The organism is Streptomyces sp. NPDC014907 (genome assembly GCF_055562975.1).
This window is the reverse complement of record NZ_JBVHEG010000011.1, coordinates 22,891-39,682: the sequence shown is the minus strand read 5'-3', so window position 1 is coordinate 39,682 and position 16,792 is coordinate 22,891. Positions and strand designations below refer to the sequence as shown.

Sequence of the window (16,792 nt, the reverse complement as noted above, 5' to 3'; positions counted from 1 at the left end):
CAGTTCGGTGCATGGCGAAGAAGCTCGTGATCAAGGTGACCGCGGGGGCCGATGCCCCCGAACGCTGCTCGCAGGCCTTCACGGTGGCCGCCGTCGCCGTCGCCAGCGGCGTCGAGGTGTCGCTCTGGCTGACCGGGGAGTCCTCCTGGTTCGCCCTCCCGGGCCGGGCCGCCGAGTTCGACCTCCCGCACGCGGCGCCGCTGCCGGACCTGATCGACTCGATCCTGGCGGCCGGACGCGTGACGCTCTGCACCCAGTGCGCGGCCCGCCGCGAGATCACGGAGCGGGACGTCCTGGAGGGCGTCCGCATCGCCGGCGCGCAGGTCTTCGTCCAGGAGGCGATGGCGGACGGGACGCAGGCGCTCGTCTACTGAGGCGCGGCCCCGGAGCACCCGTACGAACGCCCCACCGGACCGGAGCAGGCTCCGGACGGCCGGCGTCCACCCGCTTCGAGGAGAGTCGTGAGAACAGGTCACCGTGCTCCCCTGATCGAGGTCCTGGTGCTCATGGCCGGGCAGACGGCCGTGCTGGCGCTGTTCTGCTTCCTCGTCGTCCCCCTGCTCGCCGGCGGGCTCGGTCCCGACGACCTGGAGGGCGCGGGGGCGGCCGCCGAGGCCCGGACCGTGGCCTTCTCGATCGCCTGCGGGATCGCGGGGCCGCGGTGAACGCCTGGGTGTGCCACGAGCTCGGGCGGGCGTTCGCCGGGGCCCTTCCGCCGCGCACGGCGCTCGGGCGCACCGAGGCCGCCCAGGCGGTGACGCTCGTGGCGTGCCTGGCCGGGGTGCGACGCCGCTGGCCGTGATCGTCGGACCTACCCTCGCCCTGCTCCTGGCCTGGCACCTCACCGTCCGCGAGCGGCGCGGGCGGAGGGTCGCCGTCTGACGCGGCCCGGCACGCACCCCGAGCCGTGTCCAGAAAAGTCCGGACCGAACCGCGACGCCCAGGACGTGTACCGAAAGTCCCTTCTGCCCGGCGGCGCCCGGCACGCACGCCCCAGGGTATGTCGTTTGGATCACCGTGCGGTCCAGAGGAAGGGCGGGTGCCGCCGTGCCGAGGGACGGCAGCAGGACGTAAGGGAGGCGGTAGCCAAACGTGAGCGACGGGCGGAATGCTTCAGGTGTCAGCCGTCCAAGCACGTAGCGGCTCCCCGCGCCTTTCGGGCCGCGACTGCACCTCCGTACTCGACCGCCATATATTCGGGGAATTCACATGCGTACGATGCTCCGCTCCCGCAAGCGCACCGCCACCATCGGCGCAGCACTCACCGCTGCCCTCGCTCTCGCCCTCACCGCCTGCAACGGCGACGACAGTGCGATGGGCAGCCCGCAGACCGGCCCCACCGCGTCGGCGGGCAGGGCGGACGGTACTGGCGGGGCGGGCAAGGCGGGCGGCACCGGCGGGGCGGGCAAGGCGGACCAGAGCGCCGGTGCCGGCACCGGCGGGAGCGACCGGGGCGCCGGCACCAACACCGGGGGCAAGGTCGACATGTGCCGCTCCGGCGTGCTCAACGCCACCGCCGCCAACAACACCACGGACGAGACGAACGGCGTCGTCACCGTCACCTTCAAGAACGTCGCCGGCGCCGACTGCCGCATCAGCGGCTTCCCGGGTGTCGATCTCAAGACGTCCCTGGGCGACACCTTCTCCGTGCACCGCAACGGCGAGCAGGCCGTACCGCAGATCCTCAAGGAAGGCGAGACCGCCGCCTTCAACATCACGTTCCCGGTCAACAACACCGGCGGCTCCGGTGTGCGGCTGACCGACATGGTGGTGACGCCCCCGAACGAGACCGAGCCCTTCACCCTGAGGTGGCCGGCGGGCACGCTCGCCGTCACCGACGGCGAGGGCGACGGGAAGATGGAGATCAGCCCGGTGAGCAAGGTCAGCGACTCACCGGCCGGCTGACCCCGCTCAGGAACTGCTGCGGGGGCGCCGCCATGATGTCGAACGCGTGCGCCTCACCCCTCCGCCACCCCGGAGAACAGCAGCGCGAAGTGCTCCTGCCCACGTCGCCCCCTCGCCGGTTCCCGCACTTCTCCGGCATATGGGCCCACTGCGATCCGGTCTTGACCTTCCAGGCGATCGCACCGATCACCTCACGGTGGTCCCGCCACCGCCCCGTCCGGGCGTCCGGCTCGGCAACAACGGCTCGATCCGCGACCGCTGTACACCGCTTAACGGCTCACCCGGAACAACGACGGATGATCTGAACGAAACGGCCTACCGCTCCCGGCGCTTCCTGCCGTCCAGTTCGTCCCACCACTCGTCCGACTCCGGGTCCCCGGAGGGATCGTCCCACCAGCGGTCCTCGGGGCCGCGGCGGTTGGCGACCACCGCCGCGACCGGGGGGATGAGCATGGCGACGACGCACATGGCGACGGCGGCCGGCGTCGAGAAGAGGCGTACGACGGCCCAGGCGCCCACGAAGAGGACCAGGCAGGCGGCCATCATCCAGAAGTAGACGTGCCGGCGGCGTGCGTACACGCCTCCAGCGTACGTCCGGCCCGGTGTGCCCGGCAGGGCGCGCGGGCAGACCGGAGGGCCGTGCCTCGAGTCCCGGAATGGCGTCCAACCCCCCAGGAGGCACGGCCCTCGGGCCGGTACACGGGGCCTCGCGGTGCCGGACCGGCCCGGGGCCGGCGCGGCGCCGCGGGGCCCGCGAGGTGTCCCCCGGCGCCGGACGGGCGCGGGGGGACGCGTCGAAAGGTGTCAGACCGCGATGGCGACCTCCGCCAGGCCGCCCTTCTGGGCCACGACCTGACGGTCGGCGGTGCCGCCCGGGACCAGGGCACGGACGGTCCAGGTGCCCTCGGCCGCGTAGAAGCGGAACTGTCCGGTGGCGGAGGTCGGGACCTCGGCCGTGAACTCGCCGGTCGAGTCCAGGAGGCGGACGTAACCGGTGACGGGCTCGCCGTCCTTGGTCACGAAGCCCTGGATGGTGGTCTCACCGGGCTTGATCGTCGAGGCGTCGGGGCCGCCGGGCTGCGCTCCGCACATGGTGTTTCCGTCCTTACGGTCGAGGGGTCCGGGTGAAGGGAGGTCCGGAGGGGTTACTTGGCGGGGCCGAGCTCGATCGGCACGCCCACGAGGGAGCCGTACTCGGTCCACGAGCCGTCGTAGTTCTTGACGTTCGGGACGCCGAGCAGCTCGTGCAGGACGAACCACGTGAGCGCGGAGCGCTCGCCGATGCGGCAGTAGGCGACGGTGTCCTTCGCCAGGTCGACCCGCTCGGCCTCGTAGAGGGCCTTCAGCTCCTCGTCCGACTTGAAGGTGCCGTCGTCGTTGGCGTTCTTCGACCACGGGATGTTGCGGGCGCTCGGCACGTGGCCGGGGCGCTGCGACTGCTCCTGCGGGAGGTGCGCCGGGGCGAGCAGCTTGCCGGAGAACTCGTCGGGCGAGCGGACGTCGACCAGGTTCTGGGTGCCGATCGCGGCCACGACGTCGTCGCGGAAGGCGCGGATCGAGGCGTCCTGGGGCTTGGCCTTGTACGTGGTGGCCGGGCGGTTCGGGACCTCGGAGCCGTCGACCAGGTCGCGGGAGTCCAGCTCCCACTTCTTGCGGCCGCCGTCGAGGAGCTTCACGTCCTGGTGGCCGTAGAGCTTGAAGTACCAGTAGGCGTAGGAGGCGAACCAGTTGTTGTTGCCGCCGTAGAGGACGACCGTGGTGTCGTTCGCGATGCCCTTGGCCGAGAGGAGCTTCTCGAAGCCCTCCTGGTCGATGAAGTCGCGGCGCACCGGGTCCTGGAGGTCCTTGGTCCAGTCGATCCGGATGGCGTTGCGGATGTGGTTCTTCTCGTAGGCCGAGGTGTCCTCGTCGACCTCGACGAGGGCGACCTGCGGGTTGTCGAGGTTGGCCTCGACCCAGTCCGCGTCGACCAGGACGTCGCTGCGAGCCATGCTGTTCTCCTCCGGGGCAGTGTGCGGCGGTGCGGTGCGAGTGGTGCGGGTACGCGTCGGACGTGCGTACGACGGCGTACGGCTACACAGGGGTGGCCCCGACGTCGGTCGGCGGGCCGTGAGGAAGGGCGGGGTCGGCGTCCCGCTCAGAGGGGGCGACAGAGCATGGCGGCGACGCGGCACAGGTCTACTGCCCGCCGCTTCGTGAGGTCCGCCTGTCGCTTCATGCCCTCGATCGTAGGGACGGACGGGCGGCCGTGTCACCGGCGTGTCGCATGATGAGACGCGATCGTCCGAGATGCGGGACGCGCTCACCGTCCGGGGTGGTGCCGGACACCTCCGCGCGGGGGTGTCCGCGTTCTGTTTCTGCGGGTCGGACGGTGTCGTCTCAGCATGTGGCCGGACGGCGGCGCGAGGGGCCGCGCGGCGCCACGGGACGCCACCGGGAGCGCCCGCGCGTCCGGTACGCGGAGCCGCGGGGCCTCGACGACCTGGCCGGCCGCCGGAGCACCCGCGCGCCGTCCGGTACGCGGACGTCCCTCCGCCGCGCGCCGCCGCCCCGGACCGCCGGGGCCGGGACGGACCGCCGGGGCCGGGACGGGGTCAGCCCGCCAGGGCGATGTCCGTGCCCGTCACCGTGACCGCCAGGCCCTCCGGGCGCGGCTCGACCTCCTGCACCTTCAGGCCGGGCAGCACGCGCAGCGTGCTCTCGAAGTCGGTGCGGGTGCGGACCAGGTCCTCCACGCCCGGGATGCCCTCGCCGGGCACCTCGTCGGCGTGGAACCGGATCGTGTCGCCGTTCACCACGGACACCGTCGAGAGGACCGTGCGGGTCAGGGAGCGGCCCAGGACCTTCACGCTGCCGGTGACCTTCACCTTGCCGCCGCCGCCGTAGGCGACGGTGGCCCGGCGCTCGGAGGCGGTGGTGAGGTCCGCGTACGAGATGAGGGCGGTGCCGTGCGCGGTGCCCGCCTTGGCGCCCGTCCAGTCGCCGGTCACCGTCACGTCCCGCAGGGAGACGTTCAGCTCGCCGACCCGGATCTTCCGGTCGCCCGCCTGCGCCTGGATGCCGGTCGCCCTCACGTCGACCTCGTCGAGCCGCCTGGCCGCGACCTGGGTGAGGAAGGGGAAGCCCTTGATGTCGACCTCGATCGACTCGCTCCGCGCTCCGGAGAGCTTCACCCGGCCCGCCGCCTCGGACTCCGCGTACGCCACGGCCAGGCGGTCGACCCCCACGAAGATCCCGCCGAGGACGACGGCCAGGACCAGCAGAATCCGCAGTGCTCGCATGGGCTGTGCGACCCCCCGTGAAAAGATTTCGGCCCCCCGACACGAAGATCGACGTGTCGGGGGGCCGGTTGGTTCCCGTGCCCGGACGCCCTCCGGGCGGGACCGGGGTCTCAGACCAGGAAACGGCCGAGCAGGTACACGGCGGGCACGGCGGCGGTCAGCGGCAGCGCGACGCCCGCGGTCATGTGGACGAAACGGGACGGGTAGTCGTAACTGGCGACCCGCAGGCCGATCAGCGCGCAGACCCCGGCACCGAGACCGAGCAGCGCCCCCGGCACCCCGAGGCCCGTGAGCCCGCCGGCCGCGAACCCGGCGCCCGCCGACGCGAGCAGCGCGGCGGCGAAGGGAACCGGCCCGGGCAGCGGGAGGGCCTTGGCCAGGACGGCGGCGGCGACCGCGGCCCCGCCCACGACCACCGCGTCCGGCGCGGCGCCGAGGTGTCCGGTCGCCATGACGGTCAGCGCCGCCGAGGTGACGGTCGCCGTCAGGCCGTACATCCGCTCGTCCGGGTCGGCGTGGCTGCGCAGCTGGAGGACGAGGCAGAGCAGCACCCAGACGCCGAGCGTGCCCAGGATCGCGGCGGCCGCGTGCTCCCGGCCGCCGGCCAGCAGGGCCGCGTCGGCGGCGAGACCGCCGGCGAAGGCGAGGGCGATGCCCTGCCGGGCGGGCCACATGCCGTTGAGCCGGAACCAGCCGGCGGCGGTGAGGCCCTGGAGCAGGACGAGCGGGAGGAGGAGGCCGTACGGGCCGAGGGCGGCGCCGCCGGCCAGCAGCAGGCCGAGCGCGGCGGTCAGGACGGCCGGTCGCGTTCCGGGCTCGATGACCGGCGAGCGGCCTTCGGCCCGGGCGCGCTGGGCGTCGGTGACGCGGGTGTTCCCGGAGGTGGTGGGCGAGGAGTAGGCGGGCCCGCCGTCGGCCACGGACACGGGGGCGGGCGCCTCCGCGTGGACCGGGGCGGGCGCTTCCCCGTGGACCGGTGCGGGGGCGGGCGCGGCGGCGGGAGCCGGGGCGCTCGACGGGGACGGGGCGGCGACCGGCTGGGGCTGCGGCTGGTACGCGCCCGCGTACGGCTCGTGCGCGTGCTGGGCGGGGGCGTGCGCGGGCGCCTGCGCCTCGTACGCGTGCTGCCCGTACGCCTGCGGCTCGTGGACCTGGGACCCGTACGACGGAGGACCGTACGCCGGGGACCCGTAGGACTGGTCCCCGTAGGACTGGTCCCCGTAGGACTGGTCCCCGTACGGCTGGGTCCCGTCCGCCCGGGGTCCGTACGCCTGCGCCTCGTACGCCTGGGACCCGTACGCCTGCGACCCGTAGGACTGGTCCCCGTACGGCTGCCGGGTCCCGTACGTCCGCTCCTCGTGCCGCCGGTCGTACGGCGTGCCCTGCGGAGCCCCGTGCCCCGTGTCGTACGGGGACGGCGCCGGCTCCGGGGCCTGCGCCCGGGGCCGGACCGCCGGCTGGTACTGGGTGTCCCAGGTCTGGCCCTCCCACGTCTGCGCGACGTCGGGGCCCGGCTGCCCCTGCGCGTACGGGTCGTGGTGCTGGTCGTTGCTCATGCTCTGGGGTTCACCCTCCTGCGAACGGGGGGAGCACCTCGACCGTGCCGCCCTCGGCAAGCCGTACCGTCTCATGGCTCCGGGTGCCCACCGGGTCGCCGTCGACCAGGAACGAGCACCGCGGGAGGACCCGGACGAGTTCGCCCGGGTGCTTCGCGCGGGCCGCGTCCAGGGCCTCGGCCAGGTGCTCGGCGGCGTACGGCTCCTCGGCGACGCCGGCGGCGGCCTTGGCCGCGGCCCAGTAGCGGATGGTCCCCGCTGCCATAGCGGCGCTCCCTTCGTTCGTGTGCGCGCCGCTCCCATGATGGGCCATGCGCGCGCGGGCCGGTCTCCGAGCCGTACGGGCGGTGCCGCGTCCGCCGGGGGCACCGCCCGTACGGCCGGTCCGGGCACCCTCCCCCCGCGCGGCGTGACCCGCGGGGAACGGGAAGTGAGCGAGGAGACATCCGCCATGTGACATCGCTCCCCTCCCCCGGAAGACATGTGGGCTATCCTGCTGGGCAGAGGACCGGGCGACGCAGCCGCCGGGTCCTTTTGCGTTTTCCGGCCGTTGTTACGGACGGGTGAACAGAAGCTCTCAGGACGTGGGAGCCACCGGCGACCAGCAGCGCGCGAACCGTACGAAGCAGTGCCACGACGTCCTCGCAGGGACCGAGGAGGAACCGACCTTATGGGCGAGCGAACCGAGCACGCATGCACGACGACGATCCGGGCAGGTGGTGGGCGATGAGTTCTCTGCTCCTCCTCACCAACGCCCTCCAGCCGTCGACCGAGGTGCTTCCCGCACTCGGTCTGCTGCTGCACAACGTCCGGGTGGCCCCGGCCGAGGGCCCGGCCCTCGTGGACACCCCCGGCGCGGACGTGATCCTCGTCGACGGCCGGCGCGACCTCCCGCAGGTCCGCTCGCTCTGCCAGCTGCTGCGCTCCACGGGGCCCGGCTGTCCGCTGCTCCTGGTCGTCACGGAGGGCGGCCTCGCGGCCGTCACCGCCGACTGGGGCATCGACGACGTGCTCCTCGACACGGCGGGACCGGCCGAGGTCGAGGCGCGGCTGCGGCTCGCGACGGGCCGCCGGCAGATCGTCTCCGACGACTCCCCGATGGAGATCCGCAACGGTGACCTGTCGGTGGACGAGGCGACGTACAGCGCGAAGCTGAAGGGCCGGGTCCTGGACCTGACCTTCAAGGAGTTCGAGCTGCTCAAGTACCTCGCCCAGCACCCGGGCCGGGTCTTCACGCGCGCGCAGCTCCTCCAGGAGGTGTGGGGGTACGACTACTTCGGCGGCACCCGTACGGTCGACGTGCACGTGCGGCGGCTGCGGGCGAAGCTCGGCCCCGAGCACGAGTCCCTGATCGGCACCGTCCGGAACGTCGGCTACCGGTTCGTCACCCCCGAGAAGGTGGAGCGGGCGGCGGAGGAGGCCCGCGCGGCCGGGCGCGCCGGGAAGGGGACCCGTACGGGCGCCCGCGTCAAGGACGCCACGGAGGACGTCACCCCTCTGGAGGACAGAAACGTGGCGGACGCCACAGTACGGCCTGCCGGCAGGTAGGTCCCCCCGCGTAGACTTCCGCGCGTGGCCAAGGTGACGCGGGATGACGTAGCTCGACTGGCGGGTACTTCGACCGCGGTCGTGAGCTACGTCATCAACAACGGACCCCGGCCGGTCGCCCCGGCCACGCGCGAGCGTGTCCTCGCCGCCATCAAGGAGCTGGGCTACCGCCCCGACCGGGTGGCCCAGGCGATGGCCTCCCGGCGCACCGACCTCATAGGCATGATCGTCCCGGACGCCCGCCAGCCCTTCTTCGCGGAGATGGCGCACGCGGTCGAACAGGCCGCGGCCGAGCGCGGCAAGATGGTCCTGGTCGGCAACTCCGACTACCGGACCGAGCGGGAGATCCACTACCTGCGCGCCTTCCTCGGCATGCGGGTCTCCGGACTGATCCTGGTCAGCCAGGGCATGAGCGAACAGGCCGCGAGCGAGATCGAGGCCTGGGACGCGCGCGTGGTGCTGCTGCACGAGCGGCCCGAGGCGATCGACGACGTGGCCGTGGTCACCGACGACATCGGCGGCGCCCAGCTCGCCACCCGGCACCTCCTGGAGCACGGCCACCCGTACGTGGCGTGCCTCGGCGGCGTCCCGAACACCCCGGCGGTCGGCGACCCGGTCGCGGACCACGTCGAGGGCTGGCGGCGCGCCATGCTGGAGGCGGGCCGCTCCGTCGAGGGCCGCCTCTTCGAAGCCCCGTACAACCGCTACGACGCCTACCGGATCGCCCTCGGCCTGCTCGCCGGCCCCGACCGGCCCCCGGCCATCTTCTGCTCCACCGACGACCAGGCCTTCGGCGTGCTCCGGGCGGCGCGCGAGCTGCGGATCGAGGTGCCCACGGAACTCGCGGTGGCGGGCTTCGACGACGTGAAGGAGGCGGCGCTCACCGATCCGCCGCTGACCACCGTCTTCTCGGACCGTCCGGCGATGGCCCGGGCGGCGGTGGACCTGGTCCTGGACGACTCGCTGCGGGTGACGGGCTCGCGCCGCGAACGGGTGAGGCTCTTCCCGTCGGCCCTGATCGTACGGCGCTCCTGCGGGTGCGACGGGGGCTGACGCCTCCGCACCGGCCGCCTCCCGGCGGAGCGCGGCGGCACCGGCGGAGCGGGCGCTTCCCCGGCCGTCCCCCGCACACGAGGGCGACACCCGTCCGGCGCTCCCCTCCACCCCTTCTTTATATCGGGCATACGGCCTTCTGCCGGACTTCTCAGCCGGTCCTCAGACGGCTCTCATGTACGGCTCCGAGAGTCGTTCCCATGACGGACCACCACCAGCAGCCGCAGCCCTTCCACCCCCCGAGGCCGCCGTACGACCCGGCGCCCCCGTACGGGCCGGCGCCGTACGGCCCGGCCCCCGTCACCACCGCCTCCCCCGCCCCGGGCCCCCGCCGGGCGCGGCGCGGGACGGGGCTCCTCGCGGCCGTGGCCATCGCCGCCGCGGCGGTCGGCGGCGGCACGGCGACGCTGGTCGGGCGGCTCGTCCCCGACGGGACGCCCGTCGCGGCCTCCGCCCCCGTGACCGGCACGAACGTGGCGGCGCGCGGCACGGGCACGGTCGCCGGGGTCGCCGCCGCCGTCTCCCCGTCCATCGTGGAGATCTCCGCCCGCTCGGACTCCGGCGGGTCCACCGGCTCGGGCGTGATCATCACCGCCGGCGGCGAGATCATCACCAACAACCACGTGATCGCGGGCGCCTCGTCGGTCACCGTGCGGCTCGGCGACGGCAGCACCCACCCGGCCGGGGTCGTCGGCACCGACCCCGGCAAGGACCTGGCGCTGATCAGGGTGAAGGGCGCCTCCGGCCTGAGGGCCGCCGCGCTCGGGAACTCGAAGGACGTGCGCGTCGGCGACCAGGTGGTGGCCATCGGCTCCCCCGAGGGCCTGACCGGGACCGTCACCAGCGGCATCGTCTCCGCCCTGGACCGGGACGTGACCGTGGCCAGGGACGAGGGCGGGGACCGGTCCTACGACTCCCGGCAGGGCTGGCCGTTCGAGTTCGGCGGACAGCGGTTCAACGGCGACACCGGTGCGTCGAAGACGACGTACAAGGCGCTCCAGACCGACGCCTCGCTCAACCCGGGGAACTCCGGCGGCGCGCTGATCAACATGAGCGGGCAGATCGTCGGGATCAACTCGGCCATGTACGCGCCCGCTTCCGCGAGCGGTTCCACGGCCGGGAGCGTCGGCCTGGGGTTCGCGATCCCGGTCGACACGGTGAAGGCCGACCTGAAGGCCCTGCGCGCGGGCGGTGCCGGCTGACCGCGTGGGACGCTGCCCCCATGACGGGACACACGACCGGACACGTGACGGGACAGCGGGACGGGGCCGAGCGCATCCTCGTCGTGGACGACGAACCCGCCGTGCGGGAGGCCCTGCGGCGCAGCCTCGCCTTCGAGGGGTACGGGACGCGGGAGGCCGTGGACGGCCTGGACGCGCTCGGCGCCGTGGAGTCGTACGCCCCCGACCTCGTCGTCCTCGACGTCCAGATGCCCCGCATGGACGGGCTCACGGCCGCCCGCCGGATCAGGGCGTCCGGCTCGACCGTGCCGATCCTGATGCTCACCGCCCGCGACACCGTGGGCGACCGGGTCACCGGCCTCGACGCGGGCGCGGACGACTACCTCGTGAAGCCCTTCGAGCTGGACGAGCTGTTCGCCCGCGTCCGGGCGCTGCTGCGCCGCAGCTCGTACGCGTCGGCGACCGCCCCGGCCGGTGACGTCCTCGCCTTCGAGGACCTGCGGATGGACCCGGCCACCCGCGAGGTGACCCGGGGCGGCCGGCCCGTGGAGCTGACGCGGACCGAGTTCGCGCTCCTGGAGATGTTCCTGGCGCACCCGCGCCAGGTGCTGACCCGGGAACAGATCCTCAAGGCGGTGTGGGGCTTCGACTTCGAACCCAGCTCGAACTCGCTGGACGTGTACGTGATGTACCTGCGGCGCAAGACGGAGGCGGGCGGCGAGCCGCGCCTGGTCCACACGGTGCGGGGCGTGGGGTACGTGCTGCGCGGAGGGGGCGGGGAGTGACGGTCCCTCCGGCGCGGCCCCCGCACCCGAAGCCCGGCGCCCGCTTCGCCCCCCTGGCCTGGTTCCGCTCCCGGCCGCTGCGCTCCCGGCTCGCCCTGCTGACCGCCGTCGCGGTGGCGGTCGCGGTGGCGGCGGTGTCGCTGGCGTGCTGGTTCGTGACGCGGGAGCAGCTGGAGGCCGAGCAGGACTCCTCGCTGCGCACCGCCCGGGTCGACGCGGCCGGGGTGCAGAGCCTCCTCTCGTACTGCCGCCGGGGGACCGCGCCACCGCTGGTGCCGGGCCCGTACACGGTGCAGGTGCTCCTCGCCGACGGAAGCGTGTGCTCCTCGGGGAAGGCCCCGATCCCCGCCGGGGCCGACGACCTCGCGGTGGCGCGGGGCCGGCTGGACTCCGTCCTGCACACTCTCGGGGACACCTCCGGGCGCGAGATGCGCGTCTACACCTACGCGCAGGACGGCCCGCCCGGTCTGGCGGTCTCCCTCGCCCGGCCGCTCTCCGAGATCGACAACTCGATGTCCACGCTGCGCTGGGTGCTGCTCCTGGTCTCCGGGATCGGGGTCGTCGGCGCGGGGGCGGCCGGCCTGTGGGTGGCGCGGACGGGGCTGGCGCCGGTGGACCGGCTGACCGGGGCGGTCGAGCACGTGGCGGCGACCGAGGACCTGACCGTCCGCATCCCGGTGGAGGGCGAGGACGAGATCGCCCGTCTGTCGCGCTCGTTCAACGCGATGACGGCGGCGCTGGCGACCTCCCGGGACCGGCAGGCGCGGCTGATCGCGGACGCGGGGCACGAGCTGCGGACGCCGCTGACCTCGCTCCGCACCAACGTCGAGCTCCTCGCGCGCAGCGAGGAGACGGGCCGGGCGATCCCGCCGGAGGACCGGCGGGCCCTGATGGCGTCGGTGAAGGCGCAGATGACGGAGCTGGCGTCGCTGATCGGCGACCTCCAGGAGCTGGCCCGGCCGGACGCGGTGCGGCCGGGGCCGCTGGAGGTGGTCCCGCTGCACACGATCCTGCGCGCGGCCCTGGACCGGGTGCGGCTGCGCGGCCCGGAGCTGGTCTTCGTCACGGACCTGGCGCCCTGGTACGTACGGGCGGAGGGGGCGTCGCTCGAACGGGCCCTGGTGAACGTCCTGGACAACGCGGTGAAGTTCTCGCCGCCCCGGGGCACGGTCGAGGTGACCCTGACGCGGGGCGAGCTGACGGTCCGCGACCACGGCCCCGGCATCCCGCCCGACGAACTGCCGCACGTCTTCGAGCGCTTCTGGCGCTCGCCGTCGGCCCGCAGCCTGCCCGGTTCCGGCCTGGGCCTGTCGATCGTGGCGCGCACGGTCCGGCAGGCGGGCGGCACGGTCGCGCTGGCCCCGGCGGAGGGCGGCGGCACGGTGGCGACGGTCCGGCTGCCGGGGGCGCCGGCGCCTCCGCCGGGCGGGGGCTCAGTTGTGCCGCAGGAGGGCCTCGACCAGTCCTGACCGGGTGTTCGGGAAGTCCAGGGGGACGATTCCGAGCCCGGTCCGGCCGGCCAGCTCGACACCGTCGAGGAAGCCGTGGACGAGGGGGTTGAGCCGGTCGGAGTTCCAGCGGGGCGGGAGGTACGCGGAGGTGCTGACGAAGTTGACGTAGAGCTTTCCGGGCCGGGCGACGGCGGCGCGGAAGTGGTCCTGGATCTTGGGGTACTTGGCGTCGGGCAGGGCGTTCCAGTCGTCCTGGAGGGCGATCTGCGAGCCGTCCCACCACTTGAGGCCGGGGAGGCCGCCGTTGTCGGCGACGAGGACGACCTTCCCGCGGGCCTCGCCCAGGAGCGGCAGCCGGTCCCCGATGCGGAAGAGGGGGCGCCAGCCTCGGTTGTCGAGGTAGTCGTCGAAGACGGCCCGGAAGGCGGCGTCGGACTCCTCGGAGTACTCCTGCCTGACCCGCATGAGGACGGTCTCGGAGGGGTGGGCGGCGAGGAAGTCCCGGCAGGCGAGGAGCACGTCCCCGAACATCGCGTTCTGGTACGAGGCCCCGTGGTGGATGGCGAACGATCCGCCGGTCACCCGGCAGCGCACGTCCAGGAACCGGATGCCGCTGTCCAGCTGCTGGGCGATCGTGGTGTTCTGGCACTCGCTCCAGGGGCCGCCGAACCGGGCGCCGGAGTCGTGCGTGCCGGGGATGGTGAGCCGGCTCAGCTCGGTCCCGTCCCCGTGCGCGGCCATCCACGCCCGTACGTCCACGGCCGAGGCGGCGGGCGCCCCGACGAGCAGGGCGGCGCCGGCGGCCGCGGTTCCCACGAGGAATCGTCGTCGGTCCATGGCACCGCACTATGACAGGTCCACTTCAAGAACCGCCAGGGTGCGGCACGGGGGAACGAGAAGGGGCGGCGGCCCGCCGAAACGGTCCGCCGCCCCTCCCCCACGGCCTACTTGACGACCGTGATGCGGTCCGCGGCCGGCACCGGCAGCGGGGACGCCGCCGAGGAACGGGCCGCCAGGTAGGCGTTGAAGACGTCCAGGTCCGAGGCGCCGACCAGCTTGTTCGTACCGGTGGCGAGCGCCGGGAAGCCGTCGCCGCCGCCCGCGAGGAACTCGTTCATCGCGACGCGGTAGGTCTTCGCCGGGTCGATCGCCTCACCGTTCAGCCGGACCGAGCCGTCGACGACGCGGTCCGCGCCCGTCTTGGTCAGGTCGAGCGTGTAGGTGAAGCCCCTCGACACCTGAAGGATCTTGATCGAGTTCAGGTTCGCGCCGCTGACCTGCTGCTTCAGGGCCGCGATCAGGTTCGCGCCGGTCAGGTCGACCACGTTCATCATGTTGGTGAAGGGCTGCACGGTGAAGGACTCGCCGTACGTCACCACACCGTCGCCCTCGGCGCCGGACGCCTTGTACACCAGGTCGGACCGGATGCCGCCCGGGTTCATCAGGGCCAGCTGCGCGCCGCCCTTGTCCGCCGGGGCCAGGCCCTCCAGCTGCGCGTCGGCGATCACGTCGCCGAGCGGCTTCTCGTACGCCGTGGAACCGCGGCCGTTGATGTCGGCGGCGATGAAGCCCTGCGGCCGGTTGGAGACCGGGGCCGCGAGCGCCGTCCAGTCCTGGATCAGCTTCGTCATGTCCGCGGCCTTCGGCACGTCGCGGGAGACGACGTGGTTGGCGGAGTCCACGGCCGTGCGCACGATGTCCTTGGTGGCGCGGTCGTACGTCAGCGTCGTGTCCGTGTACACCTTGCCGAACGAGGACGCCGAGGTGACCAGGCGCGGCTTGCCCGCCGGGTCCGGGATCGTGCACACGTACGCCTGGTGCGTGTGGCCGGTGACCAGCGCGTCGACCTGCGGCGAGACGTTCTTGGCGATCTCGGTGATCGGGCCGGAGATGCCGTCGCCCGGACCGGGGCTGTCGCAGTCGTAGTCGTACGAGGACGAGGCCGGCGCGCCGCCCTCGTGGACCAGGGCGACGATGGACTTGACGCCCTTGCGCTCCAGGATCTTCGCGTACTTGTTGATCGTCTCGACCTCGTCGCCGAACTTCAGGCCCTTGACGCCCTCGGCGGTGACGATGTTCGGGGTGCCCTCCAGGGTCACGCCGATGAAGCCGATCCGGACGCCGTCCTTCTCCCAGACGAAGTACGGGTCGAGCAGCGGCTTGCCCGTCTTCTCCCGCGTCACGTTCGCGGCGAGGTACGGGAAGTCGGCGCCCTTGAACTCCTTGCCCTCGACGAAGCAGCCGGCGGTCGGGTGGCAGCCGCCGTTCTGCATGCGGGCCAGCTCGGCGGCGCCCTCGTCGAACTCGTGGTTGCCGACCGAGGTGACGTCCAGGTCCAGCTCGTTCAGGGCCGCGATGGTCGGCTCGTCGTGGAAGAGCCCGGACAGCAGCGGGGAGCCGCCGACGAGGTCGCCGGCCGCCGCCGTGACGGAGTAGCGGTTCCCCTGGCGCGCCTGGCGCAGGTGCGTGGCCAGGTACTCGACGCCGCCCGCGTCGATCTTCTCGGTGGTGCCGTCCTCCTTGGTCCGGACGACCTGGCCGGACGACCCGGCCGGCGGCTCCAGGTTGCCGTGGAGGTCGTTGAAGGAGAGCAGCTGGACGTCGACCATCCGGCCCCAGCCCTTGCCGTTCCCGTACCCGGCGGCGGCCTCTCCCCCGGCGGCACCGGCCGACGACGGCATCGCGGCGACGAGCGCCCCGACCGTCGCGAGCCCCGCCCCGGCGGCCAGAAAGCGCCGTGCCGTCTTGTTCTTCCTCGGTGTCGCTGCCATCTCTCCCACTCGTCCCCTTGCCCCACTACGCGGCGTCGATCTGCTTCCCCGTTGCGCGTGCAGCCTAGAGTCAACGCGCGTAGCGCAACAGGGGGTGGCCGGTTACAAGACAGTTGCCGTCGGCTGACGAAGCGTCGCCGTAGGCTCGTTCCCATGACTTCCGACGCGGCACCGGCCCTCGAACCCGGACGGCAGATCCACACGTACGACGAGCTCACGCCCGGACAGGTCCAGGACGTACTGGAACTCCTGGCGGCCGCGGACCGCGCCGACGGTCTGCACGCCGTGTCCGAGCAGGGACGGCTCTACCTGCGCAACGGCGGACGCGAGGGGGTGCGGCACTTCCTGCTGACCGCCGGCCCCCGGCTGTACGGCTACGCCCAGCTGGAGGAGACCGACCCGATCGAGGCCCCGGCCGCCGAGCTGGTCGTCCACCCCGACCGGCGCGGGCGCGGACACGGCCGGGCGCTCGGCACCGCCCTGCTCGACGCCTCCGGCAAGCGGCTGCGCGTCTGGGCCCACGGCGGCAAGCCCGCCGCCCGCCACCTCGCCCAGGTCCTCGGCCTGACCCTCTTCCGCGAACTGCGCCAGCTCCGGCGCCCCCTGGCCCCGCTCGACCTGCCGGAGCCCGTGCTGCCCGAGGGCGTGACCGTCCGCACCTTCGTCCCCGGGCAGGACGAGGAGGCCTGGCTCGCCGTCAACGCCACCGCCTTCGCCCACCACCCCGAGCAGGGCTCGCTCACCCGGCGGGACCTGGACGACCGCACCGCCGAACCGTGGTTCGACCCGGAGGGCTTCTTCCTCGCGGAGAAGGACGGCCGGCCGGTCGGCTTCCACTGGACGAAGACGCACGCCGGGGAACGGCTCGGCGAGGTGTACGTGGTCGGCGTCCTGCCCGAGGCCCAGGGCGGCGGCCTCGGCAAGGCGCTCACCACGATCGGCCTGCGGCACCTGGCGGCCCAGGGGCTGCCGACGGCGATGCTGTACGTGGACGCGGACAACACGGCGGCGGTGACGGTCTACGAACGGCTCGGCTTCACCACGCACGAGGTGGACCTGATGTACCGCACGGAGTCGTAAGCCCTGCCGGGAGGGGGCGCGGGGCCCGCGCACGGCCCCGCCCCCGATTCCCGTACGTCATGTCGCCGTTACCGGCCATTCAGACACGCTTGCGACCCTCACGCAATGAAGCGCTCCGTGTCCGGCCTTCCCAAAGGGAGGCTCCCCTCCCCCGCGGCCCGCTCCGACGCGCCCGAGCGGC

The 16,792-nt window shown here is 73.4% G+C and carries 18 protein-coding genes; 9 read left to right on the top strand and 9 right to left on the bottom strand.

Going from position 1 to position 16,792, the window contains the following annotated elements:
• Positions 1 to 11: 11 nt before the first annotated feature.
• From ACZ3IL_RS24380 to ACZ3IL_RS24370, 3 genes are all read left to right on the top strand, one after another.
• The gene (locus tag ACZ3IL_RS24380; RefSeq protein WP_388688707.1) at positions 12 to 374 is read left to right on the top strand and encodes a DsrE family protein; all 363 of its coding nucleotides are present in this window, start codon (positions 12 to 14) and stop codon (positions 372 to 374) included.
• Positions 375 to 461: 87 nt separating this feature from the next.
• Positions 462 to 665: a hypothetical protein gene (locus ACZ3IL_RS24375; RefSeq protein ID WP_467393376.1), complete on the top strand. Its 204-nt coding sequence runs from the start codon at positions 462 to 464 to the stop codon at positions 663 to 665.
• Between the two features lie 544 nt (positions 666 to 1,209).
• Positions 1,210 to 1,905, top strand: coding sequence for a DUF4232 domain-containing protein (locus tag ACZ3IL_RS24370; protein ID WP_467393374.1), 696 nt, complete (start codon positions 1,210 to 1,212; stop codon positions 1,903 to 1,905).
• Positions 1,906 to 2,220: 315 nt separating this feature from the next.
• Here the strand turns inward: ACZ3IL_RS24370 and ACZ3IL_RS24365 are convergent, their stop codons facing one another.
• The 7 genes from ACZ3IL_RS24365 to ACZ3IL_RS24335 all read right to left on the bottom strand — a co-directional run bounded on the left by ACZ3IL_RS24365 (position 2,221) and on the right by ACZ3IL_RS24335 (position 7,007).
• The gene (locus ACZ3IL_RS24365; protein WP_467393372.1) at positions 2,221 to 2,484 is read right to left on the bottom strand and encodes a DUF3099 domain-containing protein; all 264 of its coding nucleotides are present in this window, start codon (positions 2,482 to 2,484) and stop codon (positions 2,221 to 2,223) included.
• Between the two features lie 225 nt (positions 2,485 to 2,709).
• A complete protein-coding gene (locus ACZ3IL_RS24360; RefSeq protein WP_017242395.1) occupies positions 2,710 to 2,997 on the bottom strand; it encodes a DUF1416 domain-containing protein in 288 nt (95 codons plus the stop codon).
• 53 nt (positions 2,998 to 3,050) lie between these two features.
• Positions 3,051 to 3,896: a sulfurtransferase gene (locus tag ACZ3IL_RS24355; protein ID WP_467393369.1), complete on the bottom strand. Its 846-nt coding sequence runs from the start codon at positions 3,894 to 3,896 to the stop codon at positions 3,051 to 3,053.
• A 146-nt stretch (positions 3,897 to 4,042) separates the two neighbouring features.
• The gene (locus tag ACZ3IL_RS24350) at positions 4,043 to 4,123 is read right to left on the bottom strand and encodes a putative leader peptide (protein ID WP_467393681.1); all 81 of its coding nucleotides are present in this window, start codon (positions 4,121 to 4,123) and stop codon (positions 4,043 to 4,045) included.
• A 376-nt stretch (positions 4,124 to 4,499) separates the two neighbouring features.
• Complete coding sequence (locus ACZ3IL_RS24345; RefSeq protein WP_467393367.1) at positions 4,500 to 5,186, bottom strand: LmeA family phospholipid-binding protein; 687 nt, start codon at positions 5,184 to 5,186, stop codon at positions 4,500 to 4,502.
• A 110-nt stretch (positions 5,187 to 5,296) separates the two neighbouring features.
• Positions 5,297 to 6,742, bottom strand: a complete 1,446-nt coding sequence (locus tag ACZ3IL_RS24340) for a hypothetical protein (protein WP_467393365.1) — start codon at positions 6,740 to 6,742, stop codon at positions 5,297 to 5,299.
• 10 nt (positions 6,743 to 6,752) lie between these two features.
• A complete protein-coding gene (locus ACZ3IL_RS24335) occupies positions 6,753 to 7,007 on the bottom strand; it encodes a MoaD/ThiS family protein (protein WP_467393363.1) in 255 nt (84 codons plus the stop codon).
• Positions 7,008 to 7,468: 461 nt separating this feature from the next.
• Here ACZ3IL_RS24335 and ACZ3IL_RS24330 point away from each other — a divergent pair, with 461 nt between their 5' ends.
• From ACZ3IL_RS24330 to ACZ3IL_RS24310, 5 genes are all read left to right on the top strand, one after another.
• Complete coding sequence (locus ACZ3IL_RS24330) at positions 7,469 to 8,290, top strand: response regulator transcription factor (protein WP_467393361.1); 822 nt, start codon at positions 7,469 to 7,471, stop codon at positions 8,288 to 8,290.
• Between the two features lie 24 nt (positions 8,291 to 8,314).
• The gene (locus ACZ3IL_RS24325) at positions 8,315 to 9,343 is read left to right on the top strand and encodes a LacI family DNA-binding transcriptional regulator (RefSeq protein WP_467393359.1); all 1,029 of its coding nucleotides are present in this window, start codon (positions 8,315 to 8,317) and stop codon (positions 9,341 to 9,343) included.
• A gap of 200 nt (positions 9,344 to 9,543) precedes the next feature.
• Positions 9,544 to 10,545: a S1C family serine protease gene (locus ACZ3IL_RS24320; RefSeq protein WP_467393357.1), complete on the top strand. Its 1,002-nt coding sequence runs from the start codon at positions 9,544 to 9,546 to the stop codon at positions 10,543 to 10,545.
• A 20-nt stretch (positions 10,546 to 10,565) separates the two neighbouring features.
• Positions 10,566 to 11,309 (top strand): response regulator transcription factor, encoded by a 744-nt coding sequence (locus tag ACZ3IL_RS24315; RefSeq protein ID WP_467393355.1) that lies wholly within the window; start codon positions 10,566 to 10,568, stop codon positions 11,307 to 11,309.
• Positions 11,310 to 11,362: 53 nt separating this feature from the next.
• Positions 11,363 to 12,778: a HAMP domain-containing sensor histidine kinase gene (locus tag ACZ3IL_RS24310; protein ID WP_467393679.1), complete on the top strand. Its 1,416-nt coding sequence runs from the start codon at positions 11,363 to 11,365 to the stop codon at positions 12,776 to 12,778.
• Here ACZ3IL_RS24310 and ACZ3IL_RS24305 read toward each other — a convergent pair.
• Together ACZ3IL_RS24305 and ACZ3IL_RS24300 are read right to left on the bottom strand one after the other, a co-directional pair.
• Entirely contained in the window at positions 12,743 to 13,597 is an 855-nt protein-coding gene (locus ACZ3IL_RS24305; RefSeq protein WP_467393353.1) for a phosphatidylinositol-specific phospholipase C, read from the bottom strand. The two genes, ACZ3IL_RS24310 and ACZ3IL_RS24305, sit on opposite strands and share 36 nt — an antisense overlap.
• 107 nt (positions 13,598 to 13,704) lie before the next feature.
• A complete protein-coding gene (locus tag ACZ3IL_RS24300) occupies positions 13,705 to 15,531 on the bottom strand; it encodes a bifunctional metallophosphatase/5'-nucleotidase (RefSeq protein ID WP_467393351.1) in 1,827 nt (608 codons plus the stop codon).
• Between the two features lie 153 nt (positions 15,532 to 15,684).
• Between ACZ3IL_RS24300 and mshD the strand changes: the two genes are divergently transcribed.
• On the top strand, positions 15,685 to 16,611 hold the full coding sequence (mshD, locus tag ACZ3IL_RS24295; protein WP_467393349.1) for a mycothiol synthase: 927 nt from the start codon (positions 15,685 to 15,687) through the stop codon (positions 16,609 to 16,611).
• The last annotated feature ends 181 nt before the right edge of the window (positions 16,612 to 16,792 follow it).